The organism is Nitrospira sp. T9 (genome assembly GCF_052156535.1).
Taxonomy (GTDB): domain Bacteria; phylum Nitrospirota; class Nitrospiria; order Nitrospirales; family UBA8639; genus Nitrospira_E.
Window position 1 is genome coordinate 197,264 of record NZ_JBQKUP010000035.1, and the last position, 15,635, is coordinate 212,898.

At 44.8% G+C, this 15,635-nt stretch carries 14 protein-coding genes and 1 pseudogene; 5 read left to right on the plus strand and 10 right to left on the minus strand.

Features of this window, described 5'->3' with window-relative positions:
• Positions 1-255 precede the first annotated feature (255 nt).
• From ACTRXD_RS11305 to ACTRXD_RS11315, 3 genes are all read right to left on the minus strand, one after another.
• Positions 256-885: a hypothetical protein gene (locus ACTRXD_RS11305; protein ID WP_442431911.1), complete on the minus strand. Its 630-nt coding sequence runs from the start codon at positions 883-885 to the stop codon at positions 256-258.
• 92 nt (positions 886-977) lie between these two features.
• Entirely contained in the window at positions 978-1,361 is a 384-nt protein-coding gene (locus ACTRXD_RS11310; protein ID WP_312745333.1) for a DUF4168 domain-containing protein, read from the minus strand.
• Positions 1,362-1,452: 91 nt separating this feature from the next.
• Positions 1,453-1,872 carry a CBS domain-containing protein gene (locus tag ACTRXD_RS11315; RefSeq protein WP_442431912.1) on the minus strand — a complete coding sequence of 140 codons (420 nt, stop codon included), beginning with the start codon at positions 1,870-1,872 and terminating at the stop codon, positions 1,453-1,455.
• 860 nt (positions 1,873-2,732) lie between these two features.
• Here ACTRXD_RS11315 and ACTRXD_RS11320 point away from each other — a divergent pair.
• Genes ACTRXD_RS11320 through ACTRXD_RS11335 form a run of 4 tightly spaced genes read left to right on the plus strand, consistent with a single transcriptional unit; the run spans position 2,733 to position 7,401 of the window.
• Complete coding sequence (locus ACTRXD_RS11320; RefSeq protein WP_442431913.1) at positions 2,733-3,812, plus strand: glycosyltransferase family 4 protein; 1,080 nt, start codon at positions 2,733-2,735, stop codon at positions 3,810-3,812.
• Positions 3,813-3,867: 55 nt separating this feature from the next.
• On the plus strand, positions 3,868-5,373 hold the full coding sequence (locus ACTRXD_RS11325; protein WP_442431914.1) for an MFS transporter: 1,506 nt from the start codon (positions 3,868-3,870) through the stop codon (positions 5,371-5,373).
• Between the two features lie 16 nt (positions 5,374-5,389).
• Positions 5,390-6,058, plus strand: a complete 669-nt coding sequence (locus ACTRXD_RS11330; protein ID WP_442431915.1) for a BON domain-containing protein — start codon at positions 5,390-5,392, stop codon at positions 6,056-6,058.
• A 20-nt stretch (positions 6,059-6,078) separates the two neighbouring features.
• Positions 6,079-7,401 (plus strand): MFS transporter, encoded by a 1,323-nt coding sequence (locus tag ACTRXD_RS11335; protein ID WP_442431916.1) that lies wholly within the window; start codon positions 6,079-6,081, stop codon positions 7,399-7,401.
• A gap of 271 nt (positions 7,402-7,672) precedes the next feature.
• Here ACTRXD_RS11335 and ACTRXD_RS11340 read toward each other — a convergent pair whose 3' ends face one another.
• From ACTRXD_RS11340 to ACTRXD_RS11370, 7 genes are all read right to left on the minus strand, one after another.
• Complete coding sequence (locus ACTRXD_RS11340; RefSeq protein ID WP_442431917.1) at positions 7,673-8,119, minus strand: response regulator; 447 nt, start codon at positions 8,117-8,119, stop codon at positions 7,673-7,675.
• Between the two features lie 212 nt (positions 8,120-8,331).
• The gene (locus ACTRXD_RS11345; protein ID WP_442431918.1) at positions 8,332-8,964 is read right to left on the minus strand and encodes a hypothetical protein; all 633 of its coding nucleotides are present in this window, start codon (positions 8,962-8,964) and stop codon (positions 8,332-8,334) included.
• Positions 8,965-9,073: 109 nt separating this feature from the next.
• Positions 9,074-9,385 (minus strand): hypothetical protein, encoded by a 312-nt coding sequence (locus ACTRXD_RS11350; RefSeq protein WP_442431919.1) that lies wholly within the window; start codon positions 9,383-9,385, stop codon positions 9,074-9,076.
• A 392-nt stretch (positions 9,386-9,777) separates the two neighbouring features.
• Positions 9,778-10,146 carry a response regulator gene (locus tag ACTRXD_RS11355; protein WP_442431920.1) on the minus strand — a complete coding sequence of 123 codons (369 nt, stop codon included), beginning with the start codon at positions 10,144-10,146 and terminating at the stop codon, positions 9,778-9,780.
• A 120-nt stretch (positions 10,147-10,266) separates the two neighbouring features.
• Positions 10,267-10,635 carry a hypothetical protein gene (locus ACTRXD_RS11360; protein ID WP_442431921.1) on the minus strand — a complete coding sequence of 123 codons (369 nt, stop codon included), beginning with the start codon at positions 10,633-10,635 and terminating at the stop codon, positions 10,267-10,269.
• A 220-nt stretch (positions 10,636-10,855) separates the two neighbouring features.
• A complete protein-coding gene (locus ACTRXD_RS11365; protein WP_442431922.1) occupies positions 10,856-12,667 on the minus strand; it encodes an ATP-binding protein in 1,812 nt (603 codons plus the stop codon).
• Positions 12,651-14,030: a sigma-54-dependent transcriptional regulator gene (locus ACTRXD_RS11370; protein WP_442431923.1), complete on the minus strand. Its 1,380-nt coding sequence runs from the start codon at positions 14,028-14,030 to the stop codon at positions 12,651-12,653. Before ACTRXD_RS11370 ends, ACTRXD_RS11365 begins: the two co-directional genes overlap by 17 nt.
• Before the next feature lie 1,043 nt (positions 14,031-15,073).
• Here ACTRXD_RS11370 and ACTRXD_RS11375 point away from each other — a divergent pair.
• A pseudogene (locus tag ACTRXD_RS11375) lies at positions 15,074-15,467 on the plus strand (glycosyltransferase); the annotation flags it as partial.
• Positions 15,468-15,635: the final 168 nt, after the last annotated feature.

Genomic DNA, 15,635 nt, shown 5'->3' on the forward strand with positions numbered 1-15,635 from the left:
GAAAAACAGAATCTCCGAAAGACTCAGCAGCCGTTAGAGCCTACCAACAATGGTCTCTCCCACCAGGCCAAGAAGCTCTACATGTCTGTTCTGGCCAAAGTGATTGGATGCTTCGAATATCCTTCGAGCCGCACTTCACCCATCTTTAATTTTTATACTAGAAGGTCCCACTTTCCGCCGCATCGTTCTCTGATGACCGGAAAAAACAAATTGAAAATTTTGAAATGCCTGCCAGGGTAATTCCTTATCTTTCCTTCAGGTCCTTAGCTCTTCCTTAACCGAAGACCTTGCATTCACAGATACGATGTTCTGTTTCGAGGGAAAATCGAATGCCCCATTTACTGAAACCTTTTCTCCAACAGTATTCTCTGCAACAAATTGAAAGGTGCCTTTAATCCTACTGGCTTCTGGAGATATGCGGTCAGGAGTGAAATTATCCAAAGTAATCGTTCCCTCCGTATTCGTTTGATAGGGAATGGATTGCCCTTGTTCTACCGCTTCTACCTGCACATCAAAATGCTGTCCCACCTTGAGAGGATCGGGTGTCATCAGGTTATAATGGCCAGGCTGGGCTCCATCAGGTATTCGAAATATGATGACCAATTCTCTTCTTTCCATAACATCTGTGGGTAGATTGTTAAAAAGCATATAGTAACCGGGACGATTTCCGGTCACGGGATCCCGTTCCTTCGGTGGTAGGTAGGTCACAATTCCATCTCCCGATATTTCGGCATGAACAGCCCCGTCTACATTGGCCATAAATCCGGGGTGTTCACTCATGGACTCGGGATGACTTTTATCGGTGGATGAATCGGAACACCCCACGAGGAATCCTGTCGTGAGAATAAAACTAAGTATGGTCAACTTGAAAAAATTTATCATCATGGTTTTTCCTCTGTGCTTCCCCGATCATACCGCCCTTCTACAGACCTCATCCTGTTGCATGATCGAGGCATTGATGGGTAAATGACAATTGTTCACTGAGCTCGTTGCAGTGCAATCATAAATTCCTCCTGAAGGTCAGGCTCACTTTGGATCGTGTGAAAAATGAAATTATAGTCTTCAACAGAAAGCCCATGATTCGTGACAGCCTGAGTCATTTTTTGGTTGGCTTCCTCCTGCAATACGTCAGCCTGATCCGGCTCGGATTGAATAATCCGCTGTGCATATGTGCTACTCAGCTCAGACACTTCTTTGTAAGCTCCTGCAAAAGGCTCAAGATTTTTTCGAACCATTTCCTCAGGGGCAGATTGGGAAAATCCATCAGCGGCAGGTAGAACAGCCGCTGGCATCACTAAACAGACGCCGACGAAACAAGCCATAATTCTAAAATTTTTAAAACTGGATTGTGGGGATTTCATAGTCCTCTCCTTTTGAGTTAATTAATGAAAATCATAATTTTACATGCCGTTTTACACATACTTTTCATATCCTTCGGTCAATCCTACCAACTCATTTTTCTACGCCCAATCCGGCTCCTGTTAAGGCTCGAATAAGATCATGTCGAGACAGGGAACCAATGACTCGTCCCTCTCTCGTGATTGGTACTATCTGTAATTCATCGTCCTGAAATAGTGTGACGACCGTAGAGATGGGTGTCATTTCCGTTACCGTTGAAGTCCGATCTTCTGTCATGATGTCTTCAACTTTTACTTGATTAATGTCTTTCCCGGAATACAAGATTTCTGACTCTCCAAGGAACCCCACCAGATGCCCATCGTCGTCGACCACAGGAGCCACTACCGCGTGGCTGGAAAGAATATCCATAATGGCAGTATTTCCCTCTGATTGAGCATGATAGATCGACATATGAGTTGGTACGATATCTCCAACCGTTGAATACCCTGTTGCCGACATTCCCGCTATAGTCATCACGCCCTCCTTTCTCTCTTTTTTTAAGGTTTACTGACCTACTATTAATTTACTTCAAAGCAAAAGGTGGGCCCAAAACCCACTCCTTCAGCTACATGTAAATTATTTCTTATTTTTCATTGGATTGCGAAGATCTGCCGTGAAGGAATCCTCTCCAAGAAATATTCAAGAGGACTCAATTGAAGTAAAAACTACAGCTACTCGAGTAAATCCTACAGATATGAAGACTGAAACAAAAATCATGTAAGGATTATTGCATTCGATGTGCCTTCCCTGGTTCTAACCCATGACAGGACAAGCAGCTTCAACTCGCCGCGATTTACTATCGTGAATGCGATGTAGAATGCTCAGGTACCGATTTCCATCATTCCCTACTCACATTCATCTTACCCGAAGTTGGAATTGGGACGATGAAAGACGCTCCATTTTGTCACGCTGTTTCTCATCACCTTCTCATTCAAAAATTCATCTTGTTTGTCTAAATACCCTGTTTGGTATGGGGAATCTATTCCTTCTCTGTGTTCTTTCCTTCTCAACGCTTCCTGGCACGCACCAATCTACCAACAACTAATTTCTCTATTGGCGAAAACCTTTTCGTTCCAATTCCACAAATTATTTCTTTTATCTCATTCGTGTAACCCTTACACGCCTTTGGTAGTTTTTACATTTTCTATTTTGATCTGATTTCACGTTTCTTTGGAATTTTCATTTCATACCAAAAAAAAATGCCAAACAATCAATCACTTATCTGGGCATGTATTTAAAAATTTTCCCGGCATCAGGTTTGCTTTAAGACGAATACAAATAAAAATGTTCCCCCGATTTTTTAATTTTTGTCATTTCCTAGAAAGGAGTTTCCAATGAGAATCGCCCAACTGGCTCCCTTGGCTGAAAGTGTTCCACCCAAACAATATGGAGGAACCGAACGGATTGTTTCATATTTAACCGAAGAACTTGTTCGTCAGGGGCATGAAGTCACCCTGTTTGCTTCCGGTGATTCTCAAACCAGCGCTCATCTCAAATCAATGTGTCGGGAAGGCCTTCGAAAAACTAATGGGGTTTCCAATCCCCAGGCTCCCTTCACGATGATGTTGGAAAAAACATTTTCCTCTGCCACCCAATTTGACCTCTTCCATTCTCATTTGGATTTCCTAGCCTTTCCCTTAGCGCGGCGTTGTGGGACTCCGGTCCTCACCACACTGCATGGCCGCCTTGACCTTCCCGAATTGAAACCTATATTTGCAGAATTTTTAGATTGCCCGCTTATTTCTATTTCGAATGCTCAACGGAATCCCCTACCCTGGGCAAATTGGCAACAAACCATCCACCATGGTTTACCCGAAGACCTGTATAGCTTTCATGCTCAGTCAGGGTCTTACCTTATCTTTGTTGGGCGGTTAACTCCCGAGAAACGACCCGATCATGCCATTGAAATTGCCAAGCGTGTGGGCATGCCTCTAAAAATAGCCGCGAAAGTCGATCCGGTTGACCAGGAATATTTTCGTGCCGTCATTAAACCGCTTATATCGGATCCCTTGGTGGAATACGTGGGTGAAGTCACGGATGCCGAAAAAAATGACTTAATCGGCAATGCCTATGCTTTGGTTGCACCGTTTGATTGGCCGGAACCTTTCGGCTTGGTCTTTATCGAAGCGTTGGCGTGCGGCACCCCCGTTCTAGCCTATCGGCGAGGTTCCGTCCCCGAAATCATCGATGACGGGCATACCGGATTCATCTGCGACACCATGGAACACATGATCAAAGCCGTCCCCTGCATTTCCTCCCTTGACCGTCAACCTTGCCGACTGGCCTTTGAACAACGGTTTACCGTTAAACGAATGGTTCAAGATTACCTAAGGGCCTATGAAAACCTGTTGAACATATCGGAGGAGACTTACCAACCTTCATTTACCAGTCGTGAAACGGTTATGAATTTTTAGCCTCATAATTTTGACCGGGATTTTAGAAACCCTTTCATGTGAGACCAGGAAAACCATGGCTGCTTCCAATCATTGTCACCTCTCGCCCAATAGATGGGATCTATTTAGAAATAGAAACTTCCGTATGCTGTGGGCCTCACAGGCGGTCTCACAAATTGGAGACGGATTAACCAAAGTGGCTCTTTTATGGTTTGTGTACCAACTGACGGGATCAGCCCTAAAAATGACGATCATCGGATTGTTGCAAACGATCCCCCCGCTGGTCCTGAGCCCCATCGTGGGTGTGTATTTAGATCGATTACCTAAAAAACCCGTGATGGTAATCCTTGATATCATTCGAGCTCTTTTAATTGTTCTCATTCCTGTCTTGTATCTTTTTGATGCCCTGACCTTGGAAGTGCTGTTTATTTTGGTATTTTTCACAGCCATCTTCTCTACGGCTTTTGGGCCGGCCTTGGCTGCATCGCTTCCCCTTCTGGTCAAACCCTCCGAACTCATGTCCGCCAATTCCCTACTTCAATCAACGACAAATGTGGGCATACTTATCGGGCCGGCCATATGCGGAGTCTTGATCGCATGGCTGGGCACCCAGAATGTTCTCTATGTAGATGCAGCAACGTTTTTGTTATCCGCCTTGTGTCTATTGCCAATCAAAGGCCATTTATTGACGACCGCTCCCAGAATGCCAAATGTAGCGTCGAAAGTTAGGCAGGACTTGGCTGTCGGAATGCAATTTGTCTTTAGAGAAAACCCCATACTTCGCGCTCTCCTCATCACTACAGTCTTTTATACGTTGGGAGCCAGCGCCTTTATCTATGTGCTTCCACTTTTCGTCAACGATCACATTGAAGCCGATCCTCGATGGTTGGGGTGGCTGTGGTCTGCTATGGGGGCAGGAATGCTGGCTACCTCATTTGGCCTGAGTTGCGTGAAGAATCTGGGGCAAAATAATCGGATCTTTCTCATAGCCCTTTCAATGGTCGCGGGAGGAGGTGCATTGCAATTTCTCGCTCATTCACACTCCGTCGTATGGGGTTTTATTCTTGTCACACTTATTGGGGCCAGTACGGCTGCCTTCACGCCTATTGCCTGGTCGATCATCCAAGAAACAACCCCCAACCATTTAATGGGACGAGTGTTTACCTTAATCAATACTGCGAGCATGGCCATGGCCAGCGGAGGCATGGTGGCCTTTGGAGGGGTGGCTGATAACTTTGGATCAATGGCTGGCATTTCGATGATTGGTTTCGTATTTTTGATGACAGGCATGGTCGTTATTTTATTGAATCGCTCATCCTTTCAGGGAGAGTGGCTTTTCCCATGGAAGAAAATGGAACTTTCTGCCCATGATGATGATCCGAAAAGTGTATGGAGTCCTGTCAGAATTTCCTGTTCCAAGCCACTCTCCATCCATAGATCAATGAGGAAGAACCACCCGTGGATATTGGATATCTCACCATATTCCTCTGATAAAATACCGAGTATTTCCCCAAAACGTGGGTCTCGCGCACCACCATGGTCAAAAAAAATACACAGAATAAATTCACGGGCTATTCCATGAGAAGGAGAAGTTTAGGATGAAACATCACTCTCGTGACCTTTTAGTCATGAGTCTGGCTGTAACGCTAATTGCCTGGAGCCAGGTATTCGGGTCATCAACCTTCTTGGAATTGACTTCCTTTGTTCCTGCCGAGACTCTTGTGCTCCAAGTCCAAGATCATCAAGCGAAACCCACCCCGAAACTGGAATCTTCCGAGAAAGCACCGCAGAAACCATCAGACAAAGACAACATTGTCCAATCCCAGAACTTGTCATTAAAACTGGCATTTATGGAGGATCCTCGCCTCTTTCCATACGATATTGATTGCCAGATCCAGGAAAAAACGGTGGAGTTGAGAGGGGAAGTTTCTGTGGAGGATGAAAAGACCATAGTCACAGCCATAACCACTCATCTGATCAAGGGGAAAGATATTATCAATCACATCGAAGTTCGCCCCTCTTTGCGCGCCGCCATACAGGCCAAAATGGACACTCGCCTGACTGAATTGGTGAAACAACGGTTTGCCCATAGCCAAACGCTGCGGGAAGCCGATTTTGAAATCATGACGATTCGGGGGGTGGTTTCTCTGAGCGGGCGGACCCGATTTCAGGTGATTGTCTTGGAGGGGGCACAAGCGGCCCGTGAAATTCCTGGCGTCATCGCAGTCAATACTCTAAAGGTTCGTCTCGAGGCAGGGAATGATTGAAGGGACCCAATCGTCACATCATGTCCAATCTTTCTCTATCTTCTTCCGATTCCGACATTCCTCAACCTCTAGCTTTCGCCACTAGTCCCCCCCTTTTATTTCAAAGGAATTTTGGACTCCTTTGGTGGAGTCAGCTTATTTCTCAAATCGGGGATGGGGTGACCAAACTGGCATTGTTATGGTTTGTCTATGCGGTGACCGGTTCCGCTCTCCAGACCACAGTCATTGGAATCTTGCAAACGCTCCCTCCGATTTTACTCGGTCCCTTCATAGGGGTATTTATTGATCGATTTCCCAAAAAAATTATTCTTATCAGCACCGACCTCATACGAGCCATGCTGATCGGCCTCATTCCCTGTTTGGTCTCCCATGAGGCCTTCACGGTTGAATATTTGTATATCTTGGTATTTTGTAATGCCGTTGCGACTTCCCTATTTGCACCGGCCTTATTCGCCACCATTCCATTCATCGTGAAAAAATCGGCTTTAACGGCTGCCAATGCTTTACTGCAGAGCACCATGAGTTTGGGAGTGATTTTCGGCCCCCTGTTAAGCGGACTGGGGATCGCCCTATTAAATTCCCAGAACGTTCTCTGCCTCAATGTCCTGACGTATATCGGGTCGGCCATATGCCTTGTATGTATTTCCATTCCGGAAGTGCCACACGAAGCGCCATTCCCAGAGGCAACCCTGAAAAATTCCATCAGCAGCTATGTCAAAGATTTACAAGAAGGCGTTCAATTTACTTTCTTCCGTCAGCCTGTCATCCGTCTGCTTATTTTGACAGCTGGATTGTATAGCTTCGTCATCAGTGCCTTTCATACGTTATTGCCGGTCCTCGGCAGGAATATGTTGAAACTGGGTCCGGTGGAGGTCGGTTATATCACTTCCGGAGTGGGTGTGGGCCTATTTTTGGCCTCCGTATTCCTTGCTAAAGTCGCCCTGGGAGCACCTTGGCAACGCATTCGCCTGCTGGTGACCACCAGCCTATTCACTGCATTCGCTCTTTGGGGATTCACCGGGGTATCGGAGTTATCCCTCAGCCTCCTGGTCGTCGTCCTTATTGGAATGGGAAGTGGGGTCTTAACCCCTATTGAATGGGGAATAATCCAGGAAATTTCTCCACCACAACTTATCGGACGAGTCCTGGCCCTGTATGGAACATTGGCCATGCTCGCTGCCATTGGGGGAATGACCACCTTTGGTTGGGTGACGGAACAGTTCGGAGAATTTTGGACCCTACTGGGGATGGGAATGGTTCTATTTCTGACTTCCTATATTGCGTTTACAATCTCCCGACGAGTCCGAGATTCTACCCCGGAGGTGAATGGTCTTGAAAAATAAACTCCCTTTACAGCTTCTTAGACAATTTCCAACCTGATGGCTTTTTGTCTGAAACTCCCATGGACCACCATCAACCAGGAATTGGGTTAGAGGGAATTCCCACAAGAACGGGGATTAAAATTTCAATGATTTCATCGAAGAGAAACAGAATTTTTTGGGTCCCTTACCAACCCAAAATTCGAGATATCCCTTCCTTTTAATTGGCTTTTGTTGGGAAAAAGATCACTGAATGTATTGTTCTAAATTTATTAGGATCTAGTGCCGACTTTTTTCAAAATTCGTTGAAAATTTCTTGAACTTTTGACGATAGTTCAGAGAGAGAACATGGTTTTTCCATAATGGCATAAACCCCTACATTTTTAGCTTTGTTTCGGATGGGCACACTTAAATCCCCTGACACCAAAATTATGGGAACATATCTGTGAGTGTGCTGCAGCCAATCAATTAATTCTAACCCATTCATCTTGGGCATGCGATAATCAGTAATCACCAAATCGACATGCCTTTTATTGAGTTGAATTTTGGCAACCTCCCCATTTTCTGCTTCAACACATGTCAGTCCTAATCGGACCAAGCGGTCACGCAAAAGCAATCGAAAATCTTTATCATCATCAACAATCATGACAATTTTTCCTCCTGATGCTTTCTGAGATATTGTTTCCCTTGTCGTCACAGAATAATCTCGATTGAATATGTTCAAAAGTAACTCGTTGGTCATCGCGTATCTCCTTTATATCTATTATTTATTTTTATTCTGACAAAACAACAATTCGATTCAGCTACAGAAAGTTGATTTATACCCGAAAAAAGTTTTATTAAAATTTTCCATTTTCGAAGGATGCCATTTAATTGGGCTTCGGCAACGCGAGCTCAATGCACGTCCTCCAATCAGGCATAGTTTTCAACAAGGATACCTGGACCGATATCGCCTTAGTTAGAATTTGTTTCGGACTCTCCTTTCAATTCCTGAATCTTGATCCCATATCCAGCCTCTCCCAACTGCGCAACAATTTTGCTCCCCTCTCGAATGTTTCCTTCAAGAACACTCTTGGTATCAAGATGCACTATTTCTGTGTGGTTCCCCTGTTTCACATACAAAAAATTCCCATTCCTTTTTTCGAGCATCCCTTTGATACTCCGACGAACCATTGCGTGTTTGGGATTCGCCTTACTCTGCTCAATTTTTTGGACGGTGTGAAGCGAACCATCTTTGCCAATACTTGCCCTGACCTGATCCCCTAAAAATATGTCCCCTATTTTCAGTGTTTTTTCTTCAAAATGAAGGTCCCATTCTCTTCCAACCGGCGTCTCCACTAGGTACCGCTGATCCTTCATTTGAGAAAAATCTTTTCCTATAAATTCACCCTGCACCCTCGTGACTTTTCCTTCAATAATAATTTGCCCTCTTTCTGCGTGTCCTTGAATGACATCCTTCCTGTCCTCGGAAATTAATCCCATACTCATTGAAGCATTCAAACCCAAAATTCCAATCACGACCATTAGAACAAACCCTTTTCTCACAGAAAAATGGTGTTGGGTTTTTCTAGAGTTTTTTCTATACATGACACCCTCCTGCTATTTGTTCTTCACGATAATCGGATAATTTCAAAAAAGGAGAGACCTTGCAGACCCCACCTCTCTGAGCTTTAACCGATTCCGGGAATTTCAATTCTTACTCCGGTATCACTTTCACTTCTTTGGCATGACCGTCCGGTTCTATCAAGGCGGCAATCGTGACACCAGGGAGTACATTCCCTATAGTTTCCGTATAGTTGTCAACTTGGATTTTCCATTCAGTCCCTTCAGAATCTTGTACGACGCACCAATCTCCTTGTACGTCTTTAACTTCTCCGCTCAACATGGTCATAGACAAAATTTCCCTTTCTGTATTCTCTGCCACCCCCATTTTTTCCGCAGCTTGGGCAAACGGTACGCCACAAACGAAAATGAAAAACCCCACGATGAAATAAGAAAAGGTTTTCATAGGATCCTCCTTACGTTATTGGGTAATAATTGAGTTCTCCGTTATTCCCTGTTGAAGATCTGGAAAGCTATTCTTCTTCTAGGCGCAAACTTCAGGCCAGAACAATTTGAGCCATTTTTTTCAGGTTAATTCATTGCCAAATCAGATTATTTCAGCCGTTCGAAATATCAGGCACACGAGAGAAAATCATGAGATAAATCTTCGGATCGGGAAAAAATTACAAAAAATGGTGAATTTTTTACAAACCCATGAAAAATGGAAAAGATAATGATATTGGGCAAGGTCCCGCTTAGAGGGGAGGGATCGAGGATATTTGGAAAGGATTAGAACAGAGGAAACTGGAGAAAAGGGAAGCAAATTCGCAAAACTATTTAGATTTCAACCAGATTGAATCAGCCTAGTGCCTCCATGAGAGATTTAAGATGGGATGGCCGAATGGGCTTTTCCAAGCATCCGACCAGATTGAAATGTTGAGCCCGGGATTGAATGCCTTTTTCTCCGCTGACGACAATGATGTCGATACTTGGGTTATAGGATCGAAAAATTCGGATTAAATCCCACCCATTGATTTCCACGTTCAACACAGGGGGAAGGTTGATATCGATAACGGCCACTTCAAAGAATTTTTCCTTTATTTTCTTAATGGCTTGTAACCCGTCCTTGGAGGTATCGGCATTATATCCATACATTCCAAGCATGGCCTTGAGGCCCTCACGACTATTCATATCATCTTCGACAATTAAAACGTTTTTTTTAGCCATTCGACACCAATTGATGGGGCATCATTCTTATCCCCATAAAAAAATGATCTTTTCTTCATTCCCAAGGTTCCACTACCAATCTTGTACTTCTTCCTCGTGAATTTTCAATATCATTTCTCCCTAAGGTTTTGTGGAATTATTGACAATTTCCTTGGTCAAGGTATGGGCTTTTTCCGATAAATTCAATGCCATTGACAGATCATTTTGTGAAAAAGCCTCTTGGGCTTTTTCCAGAAAACTATTAATAGAAACGTAGGTATCGTGCTGTTCCTTGGACAGTTGGCTTTCATTAATGGTACGCAACAAATTTTGCGTCTCATCTATTTGAGTCTTGTAGGTCACAATTTCCTGACGATTATCTTTATTAGGAATCTCGGGGACAAGGATGGCCGGTTTTTGCTCTTGAGAAGGCGGGACCTGTTGTTGAGGCATATCGGATGGTATTTCATTTTTCCCAGGGATATCCTTAGACGGCGTGGGATCGTTCACAGAAACCGGCTTCATAGGAGATGAATTGGAGGAAAGATGAATGAATGCCGGGGAAAGGGCCTCTATCCTTTGTGTGATCTGATTAGGATACCAACGATCCGTTCCTGGTATAACACCATCAAATGAGCATCCACTACAGATCACAGTCATTCCCAACATTAGAAATTGACGACCACCCATGAAGGCCCTCTGCTGAGAACATGACAACGGAAATGTCACTTCAGATTTTTCTTGGTAATCGGATACTAAAGGTGGTGCCTTTTCCCATTTCCGTTTGAACATCAATAACTCCTTCATGCAATTGAATAAAGCGATAGACCAACGAAAGACCCAGACCGCTTCCATGATGTTTGGTAGTGTAATATAATTGAAAAATTTTTTCTTGCATTTCAGGAGGAATACCAGGACCTTGGTCGCTGATGGAAATCCGTATTTCATTATCTTGCTGGGTAGACGTGGCAACCCGAATATCCCCGCCTTGTTCTTCCATGGCTTGACAAGCATTCAAGATAATGTTGAGAAAAACCTGACTTAAGAGATCAGGATCTGCGGAAATGGCTGGCAGATCCGACTCACAATCCAGGACAAAGCGAATGCCCTTATTTCCCCATTCTCTTTCTAACAGGCTCAACTCCCTCTGGAGCAACCGATTGACATTCACGGAGGAAAGTTCCAGCTCTTGCGGACGCATGAATTTCAAAAAACCAAGTACGACACGATCCAAACGATGGACTTCCCCTTCCAGGACCTCCAAACTTTTTTGGAAGTCTCCATTGAGGCCTTTGGCTTCTTCCTTTAAAATTTCAAGATGAATAACCATTGCGTTCAAAGGATTTTTGACCTCATGGGCGAGTCCTGAAGTCAGTTGCCCCAAAGTCGTGAGCTGGGCAGCATATTGAACCAACGATTGGAGAGTTTTCATGGATTCTATATCTCTGCATAAAATCATCGCTCCATGAAAACGTGGGGAGGATCTTAAATAGATCACCGAAATATAAAACGACTTAAATTCTCCTTTTCTGGGCAAAGAGCAGGGGACGGCCTTCAAGTCTTTCTTTTCCGCCAACGTTTGGTTAACCAATCGAATCAGCGGGGTAAAGGATTCTCCCAACGACTCCAAGCGATGTCCTAGATGAGGCCCAGGGATATCCACCATGAATTCCATGGCTTGATTGAGAAATAGGGTTTTCCCTTGATCATCAACGACAATCACCCCATCTTCCAAATGTTCGATCACTCCTTGAAGGTGCGTCTCCTCACTCAGGGTTTTGAGACGATCCGATTTCAGTTGTTGCCCCAACAACTGAAGCTGCGAGGCCAATTCTCGAAATTCATCGGTCCGGCTTAAATCCGTTAACACATCAAAACGTCCTTGACGAAGTTGCTCCATTTGCTCAGCCAGGGCATGGATAGGACGCAGGGTCAACGTCGCCAGGCCCATGGTTAACAACCAGGCAATTGGCAAAGCCACCAAAGCAAACACAACACTGGTTTTCAAAGAAGAGGTCATTCTTTCACGAAGCAGACTGGTATGGATTCCGACAATGACTTTGCCGATGGGGACGTTCTCCCAGGTTATGGGAAGTGTACTGTCAAAAATGGATCCTTCCTGATAAAGCACGGTGAACCGGTCAATGGGTCCCAGGGAAAGAAGGTCTTCGAGTTTGGGCCTGGTCGGATGCGGGCGCTCAGTTTTAGCGCCTTCGGAATGTAAAAGGGTTCTCCCTTGAGGATCAACAATGAGGGCATAGAGGAGATGAGGCGAGTACCCCACGCTGGCTTCAAGAAATTTTTTGAGTTCCTGATTAGTGGACAGCAAGACAACAGGATGGATATCGGGTGACTGAGCATTCAGCACCACCCGTTTACTGTACTCAAAAATTTGTCGTTTAATGAGAGAAACCTGCTCCGAGGTTTCCTGGACGATGACACTGCTTAACTGAGAAAGATTGAGAAATGTACTACCAACCACCACCACCAGGGTAAGGACTGTAACGCCTAACGCTTCCTTTCCCTTAACGTTCAATCGCATCGTGTAATCCGTACCGGTGAAGCTTATTGTGAAGGGTTTTCAAACTGACACCAAGAATCTCTGCTGCCCGTGTCTTATTGTTTTGATGATGTTTTAAGGTCTGAATGATAAGTTGGCGTTCAGCATCTTCGATTGTCGATCCCATGGGCAGTCGCACCGCGCCTTCCTTTTCCCCTGGACTTTCACTGTCCGCTTTTTTGGCAAATTCGGGAAGATGGGCAGTCGTAATCACATCAGCCGTACACGACATCACGGCCCGTTCAACGGCATTTCGCAATTCACGGACATTTCCGGGCCAGGTATGATTCATTAAGCGCTCTAAGGCTTCATCATTCATTGACTGGACGGTCCTCGAATAATTGACATTAAATTCTTCAATTAAGGCCTTCGCCAATAAAGGAATATCGTCTTTTCTTTCCCGGAGAGGCGGGAGATGGATGATACACACATTCAAGCGATAATAAAGATCTTCGCGCAATAATCCATCCTGAATGGCCTTCATGGGATCCTTATTCGTCGCCGCTACGACACGAACATCCACCTGGATGGGAACTGTTCCGCCAATCCTTTTGACTGAAGAATCTTGAAGGATCCTCAGAAATTTGGCTTGAATGGAAGGACTCATTTCGGCCACTTCATCCAGAAAAAGTGTCCCGCCATGTGCCAGTTCGAAACATCCCGGTTTTCTATCCAAGGCCCCTGTAAAAGCACCTTTTTCATGCCCGAAAATTTCGCTCTCCAGAAGGGTTTCAGGGATGGCCGAACAATTTACCGGAATGAAGGGCCCTTTACTTCGATCGGATAGTTCGTGGAGACTTTGCGCAACCAATTCCTTTCCTGTGCCACTCTCCCCGAGAATGAGGACCCTCGCCGGCGTCGGGGCTGCCAGTTCAATGAGACTGTAAATTTCCTGCATGGGCTTACTCTTACCCACCAATTTACCCAGTCCCCACAACCCTTTCAGTCGTTTACGCAACAGAACCATTTCTCGATGGGTCTCTCCTCTTTCCAATGCTTTTTCCACCATAATGCGAAGCCTGGCCACGTCCAGGGGTTTAGTCAAATAATCGTACGCACCCTGCTTGATAGCCGAAACAGCCGTCTCAATGGTCCCATGACCAGTCAGGACGATGACCGGACTGAATATTAATTCTTTCTGAAGAAACTGAATGAGCTCGAGTCCATTAAATCCAGGCATAACCAAATCGGTAATGACCACATCAGGATGCAAGTGAGGGATTTTAGTCAGAGCTTCCTTCCCATCCCCAGCTTGTTCCACTTCATAGCCCCATTTGGCCAAAAGGATTGCCAACCCTTCACGAGAAGCCTCTTCATCATCAACCACAAAGATTTTTTTTGGCATGTTTCGTCTCGCACTGCGGCATTCATGATCCGAGGTCATTCAGATCACAGGTTTACGCTTTTTTATGAGGTCATCGTGTAACTTCTCAAAATTATATACTTTGGCTGAAGAATCTTCATCACAAAAGAACAGCTATGAGTATTACCAGCCATTCGTTGTCCTTAAAACATTTTAAAGTCATTCGCTGCCTGGGACGGGAAAGAGCGTAGCGTTTATTCGAGAAATTTCCTTTTTGCCTCATATTCAATGAAGGCGCCATTTGAGACACACCCGGAATTGAAGCTCAAAAATAGGCATTTTGGGGACTTTAATGATAGGTACATGTTGATTAACCAAGCTTGAAAAATGTCTGTTTGAGTTGCCCACCTCTGCTTTGGAGGCAAGAAAGAGAAGGGCAAACCTATCTGATCAATCGTTGGGAAACGACCGGGGACCCATATCTTCAGAGTATTCCCTCAGAGCACATCAATTGAAGGAACTGCTCGACGAGATCCGATTGTGGAGGACAGTGATGTAAAACTCATCTGGGAACAAACAGGAATAAAAGGAAGTCAGGATATGGGCGGGCAAGCATGAGTGGGATGACCAGAGGCGAGGGCTGGCTTAATTCGCCAAAAAAAGATCCGGTGAAAAGTGCTTATTGTGCGCAAAGAGAAAGTGACACCACTATGGCATTAAATGCTTTCTTTGTCTTATCGAAATGGAAACATGTGCTTGCACCATACTACTTGACTTTGTTTAGGGAGAAATTATTTATTCCCCAACATTGTGACAATTTCTTTGAGTGGCCCAAACGTTTCAAGTTTTGTCGTTAATCTTATGTGAGGGGACGCTCACAAACCTGGAGGTAAAATTCCCGAATTGGGCCGGAGGAAAAATCTCAAGAAATGTTTTTAAATTTCGTGAATTTTCCGCCGCAGAGAAAATCCTGGTTTCTCCATACACTGAAGAAAATCGAGAAAAGGATATACGTTCCAAAGGCTCTCATGTCTATAGAAATACGGATATGTCATTTTCTTTCAATGTGAAAGAGGGATGTTGGTATGCGAATAGCGCAGGTCGCTCCCTTATATGAAAGTGTGCCCCCGAAACTTTATGGAGGAACGGAACGGGTCGTCTCGTATCTAACTGACGAACTGGTGCGGCAAGGCCATCAAGTGACGTTGTTTGCGAGTGGAGATTCGGTGACCACGGCGTATTTGGTTGCACCCTGTCAGAGGGCTCTCCGGCTTGATCGCCATTGCATTGATCCCCTGGCCCATCATGTTACGATGCTGGAACTGGTTCATCGAGACTCCCATCAATTCGATATCATTCATTTCCATACGGAGGACCTGCATTTTCTCCTTTTCCAACAGATCAAACATAAAACGTTGACCACCTTGCATGGCCGATTGGATATCCCTGATCTCGCCGTTATATAAACAATTCAGCGAAAAAATATCTTGATCTCTACTCCTCACTCATTCGCCTGGGACCTCAATTGGAGGCAGCGTAATAAAAAAACAACGCAGAGCCTGAAGGAATTATTCATGACTCCCTTCTTCATTTTAGTGCAGGGGGAGTAAAGTGACGTAGGCAGGTCCATTGCCTCAGCACCTGATA